The sequence below is a fragment of the Peribacillus sp. NPDC058002 genome (genome assembly GCF_042886655.1).
Classification (GTDB): Bacteria; Bacillota; Bacilli; order Bacillales; family DSM-1321; genus Peribacillus; species Peribacillus aracenensis.
This window is the reverse complement of sequence record NZ_JBHVQU010000030.1, coordinates 15723-36152: the sequence shown is the minus strand read 5'-3', so window position 1 is coordinate 36152 and position 20430 is coordinate 15723. Positions and strand designations below refer to the sequence as shown.

Here is a 20430-nt window from a genome sequence, read left to right as displayed (position 1 = left end):
CAGTAATAGGATTGCGTAAATTAGCCACTTGTTTATCCCCGATTTCCCCACATCCCATCTCCTTGTATAGATTTCTGAAAAACTCTATTCTCATTTTCGTATATTCTTTATCTCTTTTCAGTACAAGTATGGCATAAGGATGAGCGTATACAGAAATGGGATGCGTAGATACAATTCGGTTGACTAAACCAATATGGTCCAGATGATGGTGTGTTAGCAGAATCCTCGTGATATCAGTAAGTGTGAAATCATGATTCTTTAAAGTCTTTTGTAAGGAATTCCAGCAATCATCTGTGTTCAATCCAGTATCAATTAACGTTAAGGAATTCCCATGTTTCACTAAGAAAAAGTTATAACTTTTCAGTTTATTGGAAGCAGGGACAATGATGGGAAATACCTCCATATTATTCTGTTTATACAACACATTCCCCCCTAATCTGTTATGAAGTTAGAATAAGAACAAGATTAGTCCACATCTTTCAAAGATGAGGTGGACTAATTTGTTCTTTAGAAAATTAGATACTAGATGTGACTTCTTGCTCTGGAGTTGATGGCACTTCCTTTGAGTCAACTTTAGCTGGTGCTGTTTCTTTGAAGAATAATGAGAATAATAATGCCAGCACACCCGCACCAGTAGCTACCAATAATGGTGTGTGAATACCATACATGTCTGCTAAAGCTCCATTCACCATTGGATTTAAGAATCCACCGAAGAATTCACCAATACCGATTGTTAATCCTACTGCAAGACCTGAGTACTGTAATGGAACGGACTCAACAGGAATAACTGACATCGACATACCAATTACACCTGAACCTGCTGCACCGATGAATAAAAGAACCATCATTAATGGAACTGAATCAACGAATACTATTGTCAATGGTACGAGAATTAACAACAAACCAGATACTAAAGAAGCCGATTTACGACCAGTACGCTCTGAAAGCATTGGGATTAAGAAACCGAAAAGTGCATAACCGACACCGAATGCAGCCATTACGAAACTCATTGTCGTATCTGATAAACCTTTTGCTTGGACTAAATATGTTGGTCCGAAAATTTGGAATGCCATAAGTACTGTCATCACTAAGCTGAAAACAATAATGGATAACCAAATATTACGGAGCTTAAGAATATCTTTTACTTTTATTTTTTCAGTCGATTTTGTAGCATGCATGGTATGGTATTTCGCTGGATCTGGATTTTTAACTGTTTTTAAGATGACTAAGCTTAAAATAATCCCTGGTATAATCGTTAAATAGAACGCCATATGCCAGTTAAAATTAGTTGCTAACGCAACGATTGCTACAGGCGCTAAAATGCTACCGAATAATGCGTTACTTGTGTTCATTGTGAAACCTAAGTTAAATCCGCGACGACGCTCCGAAGATTCCATTGCTAAAATCGATTGTGTTTGCGGAATCAGTGGACCTTCTACAATACCCATTAATAGACGTAGCACGAATAACATAGCAAATGATTGTGCTAAACCATGTAATAATGAAATCACTGAGAATGCGAATACTAAAATTGTTAACATTGCTCTCTTATTATTCACTTTATCTGAAATAAATCCACCTAGTGGACCAGCGACTGACCAAGTTAACGCAAGAGCTGCTCCAAGCAAGCCTAATTGCGTGTAGTTTAGTCCTAAATCTACAGAGATCATTGGGAATAAGTAGTTAATCGCTAAACGGTCAAAGAATACGAATCCAATTAGAAAGAAAAAGATTACGGTCAATTTGTTCTCATAAGTCCAAAACTTTGGTTTTCCCATTATTAAAACACCCTTCCTTAAAATCACGTATTGTTATAGCTAATAAAATAAATCATAAAATACGGTGATACCGAGTTGATTAGTAAAAATTACAATCATCTGGATTTCAAGGCCTAATGAGGCTGCCTAACCTTCTGTAAAGAAAGCGATGGATATTGATTCCCCATTAATAATCCAAGAAATAGGAAATAATCAATGATGGGTGTTTCTTCAAAAAACAAAGTTCGAAACATTACGAATATATTTTACGAGCCATGACCGGCTTCGTATATCATCCAGTTCCTATCAGTATTTTCAATTTTATTTATAGGTATCATAGTCAAATAGAGTTAATAAAGATAACCATTGTTTTCATTGGGTGTTCAATCACTTGTAAGTGCTTTCAAAAATATTGCAGTTATAGAAATCAATTTATCTATCTATTTTACGTAGTATCAGTATAGATTTATAAAACGTTCTATTATGGGTCAATCCAATTAATTTCTCTGAAAGAGTATGACTTGAACTATTTCAAATTCAATTGGGATAAATACGTACGGATATGTGGCGGCAATGGAAGTTTACAATTCACCTTCTACGATTTTGTAAAAGGAAAGCGACTATAAGTTAGTAGCATCAGACTGTCAAGAAAACCTCGACAGTCTATTTATTTATCAAAATACTTTAACACCTTAGTTCTCTTTATTTAAAAAATCACCTGTACGTTTGTAAACGTCTTTATATTCATCAAGATGCGTGAATTTACCTAAGAAACCGTGAGTTGCACCTTCGTATCTTTTTGTTTCAACATGTACACCAGATTTTTTAAAATTCTCAGCAAATAGTTCCCCTTCATCTCGCATTGGATCATATTCTGCTGTGATGACAAGTGCTGTTGGAAGATTTTCTAAATTTTCTTCTCGGATTGGTGAAACAAGCGGATTATCAGTATCTACATTTCCTAATAAATAGAAGGAATTATGTTCAGCTAATTGATCACTTTCTACAAAATAGCCCTTTCCATTTTCCACTAATGATGGATAACGAAATTCCCTGAAGTCAAGGTCTAGTGATGGATAATACAATACTTGCCTCGTAATGATAAATTCCTGTTTGTCACGGGCCATTAAAGAAACGGCAGCAACTAAGTTACCACCAGAACTATCCCCTGCAACTGCGAGGTTCTTCCCATCCCATTTTAATTCATCCTTATGTTCTGTTGCCCATTTTGTGACGTTATAGCAATCTTCTAATGCAGCAGGATATGGGTGTTCAGGAGCAAGACGGTAATCAACAGAAATGACTTTATATCCGGATTCCATGCAAACCTGGCGTACGATTTCATCATGACTTTCTAAATTTCCAGAAAAAAATGCTCCACCGTGGAAATAAATTAGAAGTGGATAAGAATCTCCTTCCTTCGGCGTATAAATTCTTACTGGTATATCCGCTTCAGAAGTCGGAATTGTTTTTTCTTCAACAGAATAAACTGGTACACGTTTTTCAACAGGTAGAACGGGTGCATTGAACACTTTTCTATGTTCTTCTGGAATGATTTTCTGTTTCTCATCAGATACTGGAATAGAATCTAACACTTTTTTTATCTCGGGATGTACAGGCATCTAGAGAACCTCCTTCTTTCATTTATTCCGTTTTATTTTATAATTAAATAGCAGAGTATTACCTACTTGGATATTAGTTCATGCCTCGTTCTAAAAAAACTATATATTTTCTAATGATGTAAGTGGATTATACAAGAAGCCTGATTAGATGTTGCAGCAAATAACCAGCCTCCACTTTTTTACAAGTGAGTTTTTTCAGGGAATGCAGTCTTTGCTTGGTCTGTTGGGAATAGACGAGATAATTCTTGGTAAAGCTTTGTAATTGGTTTACGCTGCTCTTCATAGTTTTGCAAGCTTTCCGCAGGTGTTATAGTTCCAGCAACTGCTTCAGCAATTGCTTCTGCTAATACTTCAGCATCCTGGATCGCCATGTTTGCACCTTGGCCTTGGTTGTGAAGCATTGCGTGAGCAGCGTCACCAACTAATGTTACAGTGTTTGTACTCCATTTAGAGAGTGGTTCAAGGTCACTTAATGGACGCGTTACGATATCTTCTAGCTTGATATTCTCAACAATTTTTTGAAGTGTAGGTCCAAAACCTCTAAAGCTATCCATAATTTGTTCTTTTGTTAAAACAGGACGCAATGCGAACTCGCCAGGTACTGTGATATCTACAGATACTTGTCGTCGACTTTCTAATGGTAATAAATAAAATGAATCATCACCGTTTACGTATATACGTAAAACGTTTTCTTCTGAAGCCATACCAAGAGCCTCTTCGAAAGGAATTAAAACACGGTGTGCTAAGTAACCGGAATAGACTGGCTCAACATGGCTTAATACTTGGTTGCGAACTAGTGAGCGAATGCCGTCAGCTGCAATTACGATATCAGCTTCGATTGTTTTACCGTTTTCAAATTTCACTTCTACATAATTACCGTGGTCGATTATTTCCGTTAAACAGTGGTTTAAGTGAAGCTGGTCTTCTGGAATATGAGCTACTAATAAATCTAATAAATCTGCACGGTGAATTAAACGAGCATAAGCATCTGCTTCGTCACCCGTTAATACTGGCCACGTTTCTCTAATTAATACTTGGTCATCTCCCTGGATAATTTCCATGAGGTTACTTCGTGCAGTTACTTTTTCTAACTCTTCATATAAGCCCCATTTTTTAAAGCAGTTTACACTTGGCGGACGGACACCGATACCAGCACCAACCTCTTTTAAAATAGGTGCTTGCTCATACACGTCTGCACGGATTCCTTTCGCTATTAATGCATTCGCAGCTGATGCACCACCAATACCCCCGCCAATAATTGCAATTCTTAATTCAGATTTTGATTTCATAAATATTCCCCTCCTATGCAATATCGATTTCTTTTGTTTTTTTGTCATAAGCGTGCCTTAAAGGAACCAATGAAAAAGCAATAGCCGCTATAATACCTGGAATTGCAAACGAAAGAAAATTCATTTGCGCAGATAAATTAAGTGAAACTAGGAAGCCTCCAAATGTCGGCCCTATAATCCCACCAATTCTTCCAATTCCCGAAGCTAAACCTATGGCAGTTGAGCGAATTAATGAAGGATAGTATTGTGATACAAAAGCGTATGAAATATTTTGAGCCCCCATTGTACATGCGCCAGCAATAAAAACTATTAAATAGAGAATAATCATGTTAGTTTTAAAACCAAGAAGCGTCAAGGAAACCGCTGCCATTATAAACATCGGAACGAGCACCTTCTTAACTCCATATCTATCTGCAAGACCTCCAAGGATTAACGTTCCAACAATAGCACCGATATTTAAAACAATCATAAAGGATAAACTTGAACTAAGAGCATAGCCAGCACTAAACATCAAATTAGGAAGCCAAGTACTGATCCCATTAATCATTAACAAACACATGAAAAAGGCAACCCAAATCATTACCGTACCAAGTGCACGATTATTTTTAAATAATGCAATCACAGGAGAACTAGGATTTTTATCTGTTTCTGTACTTATTACAAACTCCATATCCGATGTTAAGGATACCTTGTCATTAACTTTTGAAAGAACCAAACTAAGCTCGTCTATTCGGCCTTTCACCAAAAGAATAGCAGGTGAATCATGAAAATAATTGACCACAAAAGGAATGAGCAAAAGTGGAATCGCTGATACCCAGTAAACACTTTTCCACCCCATAAGAGGTATAAAGTAAATACCTACAAGACCTGCCAAAATACCACCAACAGAAAAGGCACACATCACGATTGATACCATGTTGTTATGCAAGTGTTTCGGTGCGTAATCGGTCATGATGGCAATCACATTTGGTAGGACACCGCCAATCCCGATTCCAGCAATAAATCGGAAAATAGAAAACATTAATGGACCAGGTGCGAATGCACATAAAAACGTAAAGATACTAAATAGGACCACACTTAAAATAAGGATATTTTTTCTTCCAAATTTATCAGCCAAAACTCCAAAGAATATGGCCCCTAGCATCATTCCGAAAAATCCGTAGCTACCAATGGCTCCTGCTTGAACAGGTGATATGGACCATTCCTTCATAAGGATAGGTATTACAGAACCATATATAACAAGGTCGAACATATCAAAAACAATAATGATGCAACAACAAATCAATAACCTCAAATGAAAGCGATTAAATTTACCTTCATTAACGACGTCGGTAATATTTATTTTAGCCATCCCAAACCCCCAGTCGTATATAGTAGATACACGCTTGAATCTTAAATAACCGGCCTACTCCCCAATTGCTTAGAATTTCCTAAAGCAAGACAAACTCCAAAATTCCATCCCGAACCAAAGAGGTTATCCGCTACCTGACATTCCTGGATTATTTACTTTTAGCTACGGTCAATTGTATGTTTTATGGTGTACCTAGTCATTGTTTCACTTCGAGAGCCTCTGATTGCATGTCGCTGGACGCATGTAGCTTAAGAGGAGCTGCAGTATATTCCTGCACGTATTCGAATGTAACGCCAGGAGCGAGTTCCCGTACGACAAGGCCATAATCTGTCACATCGATTACCGCAAGGTTTGTATAGATACGATTTACACAGTGAGGCGCAGTCAGTGGAAACGAACATTCCTCAACGATTTTCGCCTCTCCTTTATTTGTAGTATGTTGCATAAAGAGAAAAACACGCTTGCTGCCAACAGTCAGGTCCATGGCTCCTCCTACACGTCCAAGAGTCGCGTTAGGAAGTTTCCAACTCGCAAGATCACCGTACTTAGAGACCTGGAATGCCCCAAGTACTGCTGCATCAAGGTGACCGCCACGGATCATTGCAAATGATTCTGACTGCGAGAAATAGGAACCACCCGGTCTTAATGTTATTGGTTCTTTTCCGGCATTCACAAGGTCCATATCTTCTTCACCAGGATCAGGTTTTGGACCTAACCCAAGAAGACCATTCTCACTATGGAAAATGATTTCTCGACCTTCAGGAATGAAATCGGCTACAAGCGTCGGTAAACCAATCCCTAAATTCACGAACCATCCATCTTCTAGATCCATCGCTACTCGAGAAGCCAATTCAGGCATTGTCCATCCAATTACTTGTTGTTGGTCTTTACTCATTCACTAACACCTTCCCTTCATGTTGCGCTTCAGCTTGCACTAAACGATGTACGAAGACACTGGATGTTACGATTGTTTCTGGATCGATTTCTCCGACCTCTACAATTTCGTTTACTTCAGCAATTGTTGTTTTTGCCGCTGTTGCCATCACCGGGTTAAAGTTGCGCTGTGTTTTCCGGTAAACAAGATTGCCCCAACGGTCAGCCCGATGTGCTTTAATAAAAGCGTAATCGCCTTTGATTGCATGCTCTAAGAGGTGCATTTGCCCATCGAATGTACGCGTTTCCTTACCTTCTCCAAGTTCGGTGTGGGCCCCTGTTGGAGTGTAAAAGGCTGGGACTCCTGCTCCACCTGCACGGATTCGCTCCGCTAATGTTCCTTGAGGGGCAATCTCTAATTCTATAGTTCCTTTTTTGAGACGCTCAATCAGATCATCAGCGTGTGGACCAACAGGGAAAGAGCAGATAATTTTTCGTACTTGATTGTTGCTAATAAGCGCTGCCACACCGTCGCTAACTGCGCCAATATTATTTGATACAACCGTCAGATCCTTAGCTCCCTGCTCCACAAGGGCGGCAACAAGATATGACGGTAATCCGCTTCCCCCAAATCCACCAACGAGCAACGTTGCCCCATCATGCATATCTGCAACAGCTTTTGCTGCATTTTCAAACTTCTTCTGGATCATTTAGATTTTCCCCCTCTCATTTATATGCAATAATAAGTTCTTCTTTATAACCATGCATCGTCACAAAGTACGCGCAAGGTAAGTTCCGTGGATCCCCTGTATAGCCAATCTCATCAGCAATAGATCCAAACGGTCCATATAGTCCATCATTTTCAGTGAACTGTGCATCTATCGATAAGTGTCGCTGAAGAACGTCAGCCAGCTTCGCATCCATTTCTAGACTTGCTCGAAGCACAGCAGCAACCTCATCTCCATCTACCTGTGGATTGACAATCTCTCCGTTTGCGTTCCTAAAATGATGTCCTAAGTACAAGCGCTTCGGACGCACTTCTTCGAGAAGACGCTGTAAGCTTTGGCGATAGTAAGCAGGGTGTTCAATGGTAGGAATCCTACTTTGCGCCCCACCATACATTTGCACAGCGTCGGCTGCAAAAGCCCAGTTCACGCCATCAAGGACAAATGTCACCGATCCGATAGAGTGTCCTGGCGTTTCCACTACCGTAATCGACACATCACCACCAAGTAATAAGCGATCGCCACCAACAACTTCTACTGTTGGCTCCAGATCTTCTCCGATATCGTTGAGCAGGATGGCGGTATGCTTTTCCTGCGTTTCCACATCCAAGTATTGACCTTGAAGCTGTTTGTAATCTGTAATGTGTGCACTACGATTACGTAGTAAATATGCTTCCTTTTGAGGAATCACAACTTCTGCGCCCCCCCTTGTTTTCTCCCAAATCGCTCGGGCACCACCAAGATGGTCAACGTGCCCGTGAGTCAGAAGAATCCAGCGTATATCCTCAATTCGTAGGCCATGCTCGGCAAGAACTTTCTCAATTTCCTGTGAAGCTGAGGAGGCAATTCCTGTATCAATAAGTGCAGGCTCCGGTGCGTCGATATAGTAGGCATACGCAGATGTTCGACCAAATTTACATTCGATCGGTATAACACGTACTGAATTTGTCATGTTTTTCACCCCTATAATCTAGTTTATGACCTCAACGCCTTCTATTTAAGAAGAGGTGCTGTGGATGTTCTTTAGCAGGAGATGCAGCCAATTCAGCGCACCATTATTTGGTTAATTTGTTTGTAACGTCGAATTCTTTAGGAATTACCGGTAATACTAAACGTGATGGGTGCTCTGCATCTCGATAGATTTTGTGCGCAGTCGCACGTCCACACGGTAGGTGATAGCTATCTGGTGGTAATAATTTTGCATCTTCTCCATCAAGTGGTTCGTTACATGCAAGCTCTAGTTCAATACGATGTCCTGGTTTAATTAAGAATGAGAATGGATATAACCGAATCGCATACTCGATAATTTCACCAGGCGGTACTGGTACCACACGGTTGTGTGGATGCCAAGGCTCACCGTATGTTGATTTTTCTTCATTTAGTTCCCGATGAGATGCTTTTAAATAACCTGATGTCATTAACGTACGTTTGCCACCTGGATCTACCTCATAAAGCTTCGCAATGAAGTTTGTATCATCTGTATCGATTTCTACATGGATATATAATGCCCCTGTACCTGTCATTTCTGCAGTCTCTAGGAATTTATCACTCGTCCATTTAATCGTTTCGGATGTTGTTGTTACTGTTAATGGCGCTTGGTAGAAGCCATCTGGATGTGCATATTCAGATGTTAATGGCTCCGGTTTCTCGCTAATTTTATGGCGAGGACGTAAGTAGAACTCTTTCTTTTCTTCATATGGCAATGGCCAGTTATCTTCATTACGCCATTTGTAAGAACCTTCTACAGAGAACTGCACTGTTGGTTCGTCCATAATGCCATTGTCAATGCCTTTTAACCAGTAATCATACCAGCGGAACATTTCATCATGGCTTTCATGGAATGGACGCTCTAACATTGGTGGAAGCGCTTGGACATCAAGCTTTTTAATGCCTGATACTTTATGGAAGCATTCGATTGTGCCTTCAACGTTCCAACCGCGCCCCCATTTTGCTTGGAAGTAAGTTGGGATTTCTACTTTATGGGCTACTTCTAATGCGCTATCTTTTTGCCAGAATGGGCCATCAAGTGGATTTAATAAGTAATCTATCCACAATTCGTGCCGATCTTGATAATGTAAAAGGTGAACGAAATCTGACCAATGTGAGATATCTGGATCGTTTAAGCGCTCTTGCGTTTTTTCTTTAAGCTCTCCTGGAGTGAATACTTTCGAGCTCTTACTTGAAACGTTATTGAATGCATTACCACTATCGCCGCCGCGTCCTTCACGAGAAGCACGTGGCATTAACCACATGATACCGCCGTGATAACAAAGCTCATACAGATCGTAGTGACCACCGTTAGCAAAGATTGCTTTTAAGTGTGGTGGTTGCTCCGCTGCACCTAAAATTTGAACAGATGCAAAGTATGAAATACCGATCATCCCGATATTTCCGTCACACCAATCTTGCTCAGCCATCCATTCCACGATGTCATAGATATCTTTTCCATCTCCATGACCACCAGAATTATAGTTACCGCACATCTGACCTTCGGAACCGCCTGTACCACGTATGTCTGCGATAATATGAGCATAACCTCGTGATACTACTTCACGAATGTCACCTGCTTCAATCGCTCCGTTCCATAGATGACTTGGACGTGCTTGTGGAGGTAATGTTAGCGCTTGCGCTTGTAGTTCTTTACCGTATGGGCTAAGAGCAAGTAATGCTGGTACTTTTTCTGTGCCTTCAGGACGGTAAATATCTGCAGCGATATGCACGCCGTCACGCATTTTAATGCGTACGTCCTTAGTGATAATCATTTAAATTCGCTCCTCTTCTTAGCCTTTCTAAGTATGTTTTGAATCTGTAAAGTGACAGTTCAATTAATAGAAAATCAACAATCTTCACAATAATCTGATTTTTTATTATGCGAAGTAGCAAGCCTATTCATTAAAATCCTAAGGCAGGTGTGAAGCACGGTACAAAAGAACCTGGATTATCTTCATCGCCACTTTGCTTGAATACCACTTTTACCTTTTGATTGATATGCAACGTATCTAGATCACAATCGACGATATTTGTCATCATTTTTGGACCTTCATCGAGCTCAACTAAGGCGATGGCATATGACACTCCTCGTCGCATCACACTAAAAGTGTAGATACTACCAGTGCCATTTGCTTCTTTCCATTTCGTTTTCTCGCTCATACAATACGGGCATAACACACGTGGATAATAATGATACTCACCACAAGAATCGCACTGCTTTATCAGAAGCTTTCCTTCTGCAGCAGCATCCCAATATTCCTTGTGTTCTGGATGAATCTCAGGGACCGCCATCGTTCTATCTTGATATTGAGTTCCCATTCTACTACACCCTCTCCATGATCAGTGTTGCACTACCGTGACGGCTTGCTAATCCGCCACCAGTACCATGAGCTAACGCGATGTCACAATCTTCCACCTGCACTTGCGGGTGTGCTTCACCACGTAGCTGACGGACAGCCTCTATCACTTTAATGATGCCACCTCGGCTTGCTGGGTGATTGTTATTTAACCCGCCACCATCCGTATTGATTGGGAGCTTACCTACTCCTGAAATCAGGTTCCCATCAGCGACGAATTTTCCACCCTCGCCTTTTTCACAAAAACCTAAATCTTCAAGCTGCATTAACACCGTAATTGTGAAGCTATCATAAATGGACGCATACTTAATATCTTGAGGTGAGACCCCAGCCTCCTCAAAGGCTCTAGGCCCTGTCCAAATAGCGCCTGTAAACGTAAGATCCGTTTTGCCGCCAAGTAATCCTTTAGGTGCTTCGCCACAACCCATCACTCGGACAAGTGGACGCTTCAGACTTTGGGCAATCTCGGGTTTTACGACAACTAAAGCACCACCACCGTCACTTACTACACAGCAATCCAGTTTATGTAATGGATCAGCAATTATAGGGGACTCAAGTACGTCATGAACCGTCACTAAATCACGCAGCATTGCGTTTGAATTATGCCTGGCATGATGTGAAGCTGCGACTTTGACCCATGCTAATTGTTCACTTGTCGTGCCATATTCATGCATATGACGCATTGTAGCCATCGCGTACTCATTGACAGCAGTCGGTCCAAAAGGAAGTTCAAACGGTGTATCTGGAACATTTGCACCAACGATCTTCTGTTTGACACCACTTCTGCCCTCTGAACGTGGACGACCCGCCATTGTAATTAATGCAACATTACATTTGCCAGCTGCGATTGCTTGTGCAGCATGGGATACATGGGCAATGTACGATGACCCGCCAGTGTCTGTACCATCTACATGACGTACATTGAGACCTAAATAATCGACCATAGACAGCACACCACCCGGAGCGTCACCAGCACAAAAATATCCGTCTACATCTGCAAATGCTAGTCCAGCATCTTCTAATGCACCTTTCGCACATTCTGCATGTAAAGCAGCAACGGATTTATTCGGAGCCTTACGCAGTGAGTGCTCGAACGCCCCTGCAATATAGGCCAATCCTTTAATACTCATATTCGTTATCCTCCCGCGATGTTGTTCAACTATTTTACGAAATCATATCTCGTCACTTTTCACAGATCAAAGCGAGTAATGAAAGTGGAGTGTAGGCTTCTAGAATAAGAAGTAGACACTGCCCTTCTTAGACCTTTTGTGTTAACACTACCGTTTTCATGAATGAACGAGGTTTTTGCATAGTTAGAATTTTCGCAGGATTGTGTACTAAAAGTTGTTCAAATACTTCTTCACCAACACCCGCTTTACGAAGATCTGGTAAGAATTCTTCAAACAGGTAGTTTACTGAATGTCCTTTTAATCCTGGCCAGCCAAGAGCACAGCAGTTGGCATCAGCTGAAATAAGTGCACGGTCAACAAAACCTTTATCAAGGAAACGAAGGAAATGTTCAACACGATCTTGACGAGGACGTGACCAATATGGTGAACCTTCCATCTCACTGTCATAGCCAATTGTATCGAAGCCTACCCATCCACCTAATTCTGCAATCATCGTATCACGGTCTTCATCGAGATATCCGCCATCATCAGCATGCCCCATAAGTACGCGATCAAGTGGTAAGCCTTCTTCATCGAAGATTGCAATTGCAGATTCAGCATCTACGCATAAATGTGTAATAATCGGGACACCCGTTTGTAATGCTGCACGTGCAGCTGCACGGTAAATGCGTTTATCAAGTTCGCTTAGTTTACCACCGCGACTTACCCCTACTTTAATAGCACCAGCTTTTGCGCTCGTACCGTCAATACCAACTGTAATTTCATGGATGAATAAATCCGTAAGATATTCGACTGGTTTGTTACGGAAATATGGTAGAGCTGAGTCACCTGCTACAAAGCCTGTAACAGCAATAATATTGACCCCTGTTTTTCGTGAAAGCACTTGGAAATATTCGATATCGCGTCCGTTTCCAATCCCTGTACAGTCTACGAATGTTTTACCGTCGTGTTCACGGAAGCGACGTAACTTTTGTACTGTAACATCAAACGCTTCTTCAGGTTTTTTCCACCATTGTGTATCTAAGTCACATCCAGGTAGACCGAACCCAACATGCTCGTGCATTGCCGTAATCCCTAAGTCTTCCGTCGCGATTGGCCCTAAAACCGTATTTACCTTACCCATCCTTTATTCACTCCTCACGTTTAGTTTTGCTCTGTTACCAAAACAGATTCTTTTTCTGTAGCTGCTGAAGCATTAACAGTAAATACACGTTGTGGGTTTTCTTCTAATAAAATGCGAATTTGTTTATCAGTTACACCTACTCTACGTAAGGTTGGAACAAATTTTGTTAGTAAGTAATCGAAACCAAGCTCTTTTGAATCATGACCTTTTGCAACGCCAATTGCATTTGTTGAAATTAGGACACAATCACCAAAACCTTCTTTAAATAATGCTAAAATTAACTTTGCACGTTCTTCATCGTTCACGTAGCCATCGTTTGTAGCCCAACCAACATGGTCTAATGCCACCCTGGCACCGTGACGCGCAACAGCGAATGCTTCTTTACGGCGGACAGCATCTAGACGGTCAAGCCCTCCGATGATGACACGGTTTGGTGCAATGCCTTCACCTAATAAAATTTCCAGATCATTTACAGCATCCGTACCGTATTGAACTGATACAGGTACTCCTGTTGCGAGAGCTGCTTGTGCAGATCCACGGAAAAGATTAATTTCTTTTTCTGTAATACCACTTTGACTTGCGATTGACGTCACTAATCCTGCTGAACTTGAACGTTCAATACGTGGTACAACGATTCCTTCTGTCACCTCTTTTGCGAACAAATCAGCAAATTGTTCTGCTGACCATGGTGTAGGCGGATTCTTTTGTGGTGTAACAAAGTATCCACTTAACATCGGCTCAGGTCCTAAACCTGTTGACGCTACGATATGTATACCTGTTGTTCTAGAAAGAGTTTCATAAAGCTTTACGTCACGACCGTGGAACATACCGCTACGATCTACAATTGATTTTCCACCAAGTCTACGAAATTCCGTAAGCTGACGCTTTAATTCCTCAAATATCTTACTTCTATCCATATCGATCTCTGGTGCATACTCCGCACCAGGCATCACAGAAAGAAGTGATTCATGAATGAGCACAACACCTAATTCTTGAGCAGGCACTAGTCCAAGAACAGTACGAACAACGCCTGATTTTTTTTCTTGTAAATTATCTAGCATTGTAATACCTCCTATCATTTAATAGTTCCAATCGGGTACACTACTCACCCCCTATACACAACAAATTCCCTTTAGAATCCCTCTACTAAAATTAAAAACCCCTCGCTTAAAAAAGTGAGGGAGCGAACTGCCTTTCCTTCCCCAGAATGCCACTTTTCAGTGTAAACGTTTTCTTTTTCGATAAAACAGCTTCAACTAATGATAATAAAGCCGAAACTTCTGCAACTCGAGCAGCCATATCAACTGTTCAATGTTTGGAAACGTATACATTTTTAAGGGAAAATGTTCGGTTCCCCTTTGCACAACGGTTTTCCATGTTTTTTGAATTTGGAAACAGAGCAAAAGAAGAAGCGATCGTGGCATCAAGATTTTTCTCCCATACATCACTCTGGGTACCTTCAGGAAAATAAGCTAGCATCCATGTATGCCTTATTGCTCGTTTCTTGCTTACTGCCACTTCATTCTCAGGTATCGAGCCTTCGTCTTGTTCTTCCATAACTAAAATATATATAAAACCTCTTATTTTTGGAAATACCAAAAAATAATCATGGTAATAACCTTTTCCTTATAACGTTTGTTTATTTTTCAGATTCCTTTTATAATAAATTCATAATCTTTTAAATTTTCAAGCTGTTCAGGAGGAGATTGGGGATGGACATTCGTCCATTGCGTTATTTTATTGCAGTTGCTGAACACTTAAATTTCACGGTAGCATCAAAGGAATTGTTTGTAGCACAACCTGCTGTGAGTCAACAGATCGCCCTTTTAGAAAAAAAATTAGGTGTAAAGCTTTTCCTACGAGATAAACATTCCGTTCAATTGACCAACGCTGGAGCTGTTTTTTTGAAAGATGCAAAGGAGATCATAAAGAAGCTTGAAGAGTCGATTGAAAATGTCCAGCAAGCTGAGGAAGGGTTAATTGGGATACTTAATATAGGCTTATTGAGCGTACCCGTGAGAGAATTTTTGCCCCTTTTGATTCGAAAATTCAGACGCAAGCACCCAAATGTAAAAATAAGGTTGAGCTATTATCAAGTTGGGCAAATGATTGAGAAATTAAAATCCGATGAACTAGACATAGCTTTCACACTTTCACTTGGGTTACAAAGTATTGGTGGACTGGAATACAAAACTTTATGGACACAATCCCATTGTATTATCTTAAATCAAGACCACCCCCTTGCGAATAGAACAAGTATCAACATTTCGGAATTAGCCCATGAACCTTTTGTCATGCTAGACAGGCATGAAGCTCCTCCAGGTTTTGATTTATTGCTGGCTGCATGTGCCAATCATGGTTTCTCTCCAAACTTGGTTAGTACAGCTTCACGGATTGAAGCAGTGTACATGATGGTGGATTCAGATATCGGCATTACCATTCTTCCGAAATATCTACAGCTATACGCTCCTCCTACACTTCGTTTTATTGACATTGAAGGAGACAATCTTAAATTTGATGTTTTGGCTTCTTGGAAGAAAATAAATAAGAATCCTACCTTATCTTTATTTATTGAAGAACTAGAGTTGCTGCACTCACAATTAAACAAATAGTTGATCCCTACAAAAAAACCACTCCCTAATGAAAATGATAGGAAGTGGTTTTTTCTATTGATATAAAGTATTAACATGACAACTTCACAAAATGAGTGAAAAATCGGGGAGAATTAGTCTTAACTATTTCTCCGATGCATGGCTCGTTATTAAAAAGCATTGAGCTTATTACACAAACGCGCCCTTTTCCGGAATACAAAAAAGTCTACCACTACCCTATTTCACAAAGGTTTTACTCTCTTCAACCACCAGCTGGATATTATACTTTCTTATTCTCCTCATGAGTAATGATTGCGTAACACCTAAAAATTTTGCGGCTTTTCTTGTCGAGTTTCCTTTTTCTATGGCATCTATGATCATCTTCTTTTCCATTTCTTCCAGTATCTCTGGCATAGTCGCTTTATTTGAATGATATGGTACACTGGAAGTGATGTTTTGTTTCATCATTTTCTGGGGTAGGTCTTTATCTTCAATTAACTCGTCCTCTGACAAAATCACAAGACGTTCGATTAAATTTTCCAGCTCACGCACATTCCCAGGCCAGTCATATTGCAAAAATGTTTTGACAACCCCATCTGAGAAGTGTTTTTTTTTATTATATTTATCATTAAACAGATTTAAATAATAAATGGCCAGATCCTCAATATCGTTACGGCTTTCACGTAAAGCAGGCATTTTCACGGTTAATACATTCATTCGATAAAATAAATCCGAACGGAAAGTACCTTCAGTTACCATACTTTCCAAATCCCTATTAGTTGCTGCAATAATACGTACATCCGCTTGTTGAGGCTCCCTGGCACCAATCGGCAAATATGTTTTCGATTGAAGAAAATGTAATATTTTTGCTTGCAAGTGTAACGGTATTTCGCCTATTTCATCCAAAAATAAAGTTCCGCCTTCCGCGGCTTTAATTAAACCCGGTTTCCCCTTCGAAGTTGCCCCGGTGAATGACCCTTTTTCATAGCCGAATAATTCAGACTCCAGCAAGGATTCGGGTATAGATGCAGAATTAATCTCTACGAAAGGTCCGGTTCTTCTTTTGCTTAGTGAATGAATCCTTTCCGCCGTCAGGCTTTTACCCGAACCTGTCTCACCCACGATTAAGGACATTGTGTCTACTGCGGCAATCTTTTCAATAATTTTATTAGCCGTAACGCGGCTATTGCTTTTCCAACCAAAATTGATATATTCAACTCCATTCCTATTTTCTCTCACATGTGCAAGCTTTCTAATATAAGTACTGTATTTATCCAATAACTCTTCAATTTCCTGAAGTTTCGTTGCGTTTTTTACTACTTCTGTAATATCTCTGCTATGAGCGACAGCGGCAATAACTCTCCCTTCTTTATTTTTAACCAAATGACCTGTTGCAATATATCGTCTTCCTTCGGCAACTTCTTGTACAACACTAACATTTTTACCTTCTTCCAGAGCCTTACGGATTACAGATGGTTTATATACGCCTTCCCTTTCTAGATCCCTAACATTCCTTCCAATAATTACACTCCTCGGAAGACAGAACATCGTTTCACTCACGGTATTAATCCACAATGTTGTTCCTTCCTGATCTGTAATATAGATTGCATCATTAATAGATTCCAAAATGCCAATAAATAATTCTGGATTTTGATGAAATAAGTCAAACAACCTCTCCAAATCTATTCCTCCATTCCTATTTATTGAGTCTATTTCGATTCAGCTATATTTAAATGGCAAAAATATAAAAAAAATCGAGTTGATAACGAATCAGTCGAGTTGATTTGTAAAAATTTTACCCCTTTTTTTCGAAATTTTCTATTAATTTTTCAAAAAAACACATGAAAACAGACTTATATCTTCTTTATTTTTGGCATGATTTTTGCATTTTTAAATGACAGGAGGTGATATGTGATGAAAACTGAGAAATTTCCAAATCGCTCAATAAGACCTCACATAAGTGAAGATTTTTACAAAATTAATAAAGAACGGCTCCTTTCCACGATAAATACGAGTGCTAACTATGGGGCTCTACCTAACGGGGGTCTTTGCAGATTGGCTCTTAGTGAAGATGATCGAAAAATAAGAGATATATTTATGGAATGGATGAAGGAATGCCGGCTTGACATCCGCATTGATGATGCAGGAAATATGTACGGACGCCGACCGGGTAAAAATCCCGATGCAAATCCTGTTGTAATGGGATCACATCTTGATACTCAGCGAATTGGCGGGAGATACGACGGAATTCTAGGGGTAATGGGAGCACTCGAAGTAGTTAGGACACTGAATGATTATGGAATTGAGACTGATAGACCTATTGAAATTGTAAACTTTACAAATGAAGAAGGAGCAAGATTTATACCATCCATGCTCGGATCAGGTATTGTAGCCAATGCCATTACACAAGGTGAAGTATTAAAGATTGTAGATAAAGATCATTTGAAATTTGTAGATGAATTAAAAACAATCGGGTATAAAGGTTCTTCTGAAAATAGGCTAAAAGAAATGTATTGTTATTTTAAACTGCACATTGAGCAAGGTACTGTTCTTGAAGCAAACCGTCAAAGTATTGGTGCCGTCACAGGTATTCAAGGGATCAGTACCCTTGAAGTCGTCATTACCGGACGGACAAGTCATGCGGGCACGACCCCGATGGAAAATAGGAACGATGCCATGTTGAGTGCGGCAAAGATGATCCAAGATGTTTACAAGTCATATGAAAGCTTTCCCGGCTCGTTGATTACTATTGGTCAGATTCGGTCTCTTCCAAACGTCACGAATTCGGTTGCGGGTCAAGTGGTTTTCTCAATTGACATTCGTCACCCGGAAGATGCAATCAGGATGCTGATTACAAAGGAACTGAAAGAAAAGCTAAGTACAATGGCACTCATTGATAGCATGGATCTCCTTATCAAAGATCTTATGGAAATAAAAGCCGAAAAATTTTCCACAGAAATTGTAAGCGAAATCCAATTGGCAGCGGATAAGCTCGGCTATAGTTCAATGAAGTTAATCAGCGGAGCAGGCCATGATGCCAAATTTATGAACCAAATGGCCCCTACGGGAATGATATTCATCCCAAGTATTGGCGGGGTCAGCCATTGTGAAGAGGAGTTCAGCTCAGATGACGATATAGAAAAAGGAGTACAGGTATTGCTTGAACTAGTACTTCGATTTGCAAACCGGAAAGACAGACTTCAAAGGTAAGGAGAAAGAACGTTATGAAAACAGAAATCAATATGATATTTGAAAACGTATTCGATCAGGTAGACAAGTCATGGGAGGAAGAAATCCGCTTTTTGCAAAAGCTTTGTCAATTCCCCTCAACGCTTGGCAACGAAGCACCTATCCAACACTTCATCGCTGATTTTTTGGAAAAAGAGCTAGATTTATCTGTATCAAAAGTGATTCCCGATCCCGAAAAGCTATCCTCACATCCTGGTTACTCGGAACCTGAATGGACATATGATGAAAGGCCTGTTGTTATTGGTGAATATCGTGCAGAAGGCGACAAGAAAGGTAAAAGTGTTATCTTTCAAGGGCATATAGACGTTGTCAGCCCAGAACCTGTTTCTTTTTGGGAACATGATCCATGGGGTGCAGAAATCGTCGGAAATAAAATGTACGGCCGTGGAACAGCTGATATGAAATCAGGTGTGGCTGCTATGATCTTTGCGTTAAAAGCGGTGCGCGATGCAGGAATCAAGCTTTCATCCAATGTCATTATCAAAACAGTAACAGAAGAAGAGTGTACGGGAAATGGTGCTCTTGCTGCGATAGAAGAAGGATTTAAAGCAGATGCCGCCCTTATTCCCGAACCCGTACTTGGACAAAAAGGGCTGATTGCTCAGGTTGGTGTAGCATGGGTCAGGGTTAAGGTCAAAGGTTTAGGTGCACATACTGAAAAGGCAGACAAAGCTGTAAACTCAATTATTGAAAGTTATAAAATGATCAATGCTCTTCTGGATTATGAAAAAACATTGAACAGCCAAAAAAGACACAAGGATTTTGATGAGCACCCTCATCCATATAATATAAATATCGGGAAAATCCATTCTGGTGATTGGCCTTCAACTGTTCCTTCCGAATGTACTATTGAAGCAAGAGTTGGATTTCCGCCGGGGGTTAACCCGCAGGATGTAAAGGACGATATAAAGTCATATTTGTTAGCTGCTGCGGAAAAGGATGAGTGGTTAAGTGAAAATCCTCCGGAAATTACATTTTACGGCTTTCATGCGGAAGGATTTTCAATTGATCCAAATCAAGAGTTATTTGATGTTTTAAACTTGGCGCATATGGCCGTTGAAGAAAAACCGCTGGAAGTTGGATCCTTCACAGCCACCACTGATGCAAGATTTTATAACCTATACTATGACATTTCTGCCACTTGCTACGGCCCGACAGGAGAGGGTCTTCACGCACCGAATGAGTGGGTTGACCTTGACAGTGTCAAAAGGGTGACAAAAACATATGCTGCATTTCTGTTGAAATGGTGCGGTTATAGTAATGGTATTCTTACGAAGTGAGTAGCATCGGAAAGTCGATGAGTTAGGTCTTATAGTTTTTAATATATAGCATGATACTTTATTGTATACGAGCAATGGTATAATGAAATTTTT

Annotated in this window: 17 protein-coding genes; 3 read left to right on the top strand and 14 right to left on the bottom strand. The window is 40.2% G+C overall.

Annotated elements, in window-relative coordinates:
* The 13 genes from ACFVSH_RS08600 to ACFVSH_RS08540 form a co-directional block, all read right to left on the bottom strand.
* Positions 1-421 (bottom strand): MBL fold metallo-hydrolase (locus tag ACFVSH_RS08600; RefSeq protein WP_387705566.1); only part of this gene is annotated, 421 nt, incomplete at its 3' end.
* 94 nt (positions 422-515) lie between these two features.
* On the bottom strand, positions 516-1778 hold the full coding sequence (locus ACFVSH_RS08595) for an MFS transporter (protein WP_387595026.1): 1263 nt from the start codon (positions 1776-1778) through the stop codon (positions 516-518).
* A gap of 671 nt (positions 1779-2449) precedes the next feature.
* Positions 2450-3379, bottom strand: coding sequence for an alpha/beta hydrolase (locus ACFVSH_RS08590; RefSeq protein ID WP_387595023.1), 930 nt, complete (start codon positions 3377-3379; stop codon positions 2450-2452).
* 179 nt (positions 3380-3558) lie between these two features.
* Positions 3559-4668, bottom strand: coding sequence for an FAD-dependent oxidoreductase (locus ACFVSH_RS08585; protein ID WP_387595020.1), 1110 nt, complete (start codon positions 4666-4668; stop codon positions 3559-3561).
* Between the two features lie 13 nt (positions 4669-4681).
* Positions 4682-6019, bottom strand: a complete 1338-nt coding sequence (locus ACFVSH_RS08580) for an MFS transporter (protein ID WP_387705564.1) — start codon at positions 6017-6019, stop codon at positions 4682-4684.
* Positions 6020-6215: 196 nt separating this feature from the next.
* Positions 6216-6914 carry a 3-oxoacid CoA-transferase subunit B gene (locus ACFVSH_RS08575; protein ID WP_387705562.1) on the bottom strand — a complete coding sequence of 233 codons (699 nt, stop codon included), beginning with the start codon at positions 6912-6914 and terminating at the stop codon, positions 6216-6218.
* Positions 6907-7602 carry a 3-oxoacid CoA-transferase subunit A gene (locus ACFVSH_RS08570; protein WP_387595013.1) on the bottom strand — a complete coding sequence of 232 codons (696 nt, stop codon included), beginning with the start codon at positions 7600-7602 and terminating at the stop codon, positions 6907-6909. The genes ACFVSH_RS08575 and ACFVSH_RS08570 overlap by 8 nt, the downstream gene beginning before the upstream one ends.
* 16 nt (positions 7603-7618) lie before the next feature.
* Positions 7619-8569, bottom strand: a complete 951-nt coding sequence (locus tag ACFVSH_RS08565) for an MBL fold metallo-hydrolase (protein WP_387595010.1) — start codon at positions 8567-8569, stop codon at positions 7619-7621.
* A gap of 103 nt (positions 8570-8672) precedes the next feature.
* Entirely contained in the window at positions 8673-10379 is a 1707-nt protein-coding gene (locus ACFVSH_RS08560; RefSeq protein ID WP_387595007.1) for a CocE/NonD family hydrolase, read from the bottom strand.
* Positions 10380-10509: 130 nt separating this feature from the next.
* Entirely contained in the window at positions 10510-10926 is a 417-nt protein-coding gene (locus tag ACFVSH_RS08555) for a Zn-ribbon domain-containing OB-fold protein (protein WP_387595005.1), read from the bottom strand.
* Between the two features lie 4 nt (positions 10927-10930).
* Entirely contained in the window at positions 10931-12094 is a 1164-nt protein-coding gene (locus ACFVSH_RS08550; protein ID WP_387595002.1) for a thiolase domain-containing protein, read from the bottom strand.
* A gap of 127 nt (positions 12095-12221) precedes the next feature.
* On the bottom strand, positions 12222-13217 hold the full coding sequence (locus ACFVSH_RS08545; protein ID WP_387705560.1) for a phosphotriesterase family protein: 996 nt from the start codon (positions 13215-13217) through the stop codon (positions 12222-12224).
* A gap of 20 nt (positions 13218-13237) precedes the next feature.
* Positions 13238-14278, bottom strand: a complete 1041-nt coding sequence (locus ACFVSH_RS08540) for a phosphotriesterase family protein (RefSeq protein ID WP_387705558.1) — start codon at positions 14276-14278, stop codon at positions 13238-13240.
* 651 nt (positions 14279-14929) lie between these two features.
* Here ACFVSH_RS08540 and ACFVSH_RS08535 point away from each other — a divergent pair.
* Complete coding sequence (locus ACFVSH_RS08535; protein WP_387594994.1) at positions 14930-15829, top strand: LysR family transcriptional regulator; 900 nt, start codon at positions 14930-14932, stop codon at positions 15827-15829.
* 216 nt (positions 15830-16045) lie between these two features.
* On the opposite strand, the gene ACFVSH_RS08530 is transcribed toward ACFVSH_RS08535, so the two are convergent.
* Complete coding sequence (locus ACFVSH_RS08530; RefSeq protein ID WP_387594992.1) at positions 16046-17488, bottom strand: sigma-54 interaction domain-containing protein; 1443 nt, start codon at positions 17486-17488, stop codon at positions 16046-16048.
* Between the two features lie 234 nt (positions 17489-17722).
* Here ACFVSH_RS08530 and ACFVSH_RS08525 point away from each other — a divergent pair, with 234 nt between their 5' ends.
* Positions 17723-19018, top strand: coding sequence for a M20 family metallo-hydrolase (locus tag ACFVSH_RS08525; RefSeq protein ID WP_387705556.1), 1296 nt, complete (start codon positions 17723-17725; stop codon positions 19016-19018).
* A 14-nt stretch (positions 19019-19032) separates the two neighbouring features.
* On the top strand, positions 19033-20337 hold the full coding sequence (locus ACFVSH_RS08520) for an ArgE/DapE family deacylase (protein WP_387705554.1): 1305 nt from the start codon (positions 19033-19035) through the stop codon (positions 20335-20337).
* Positions 20338-20430 lie beyond the last annotated feature (93 nt).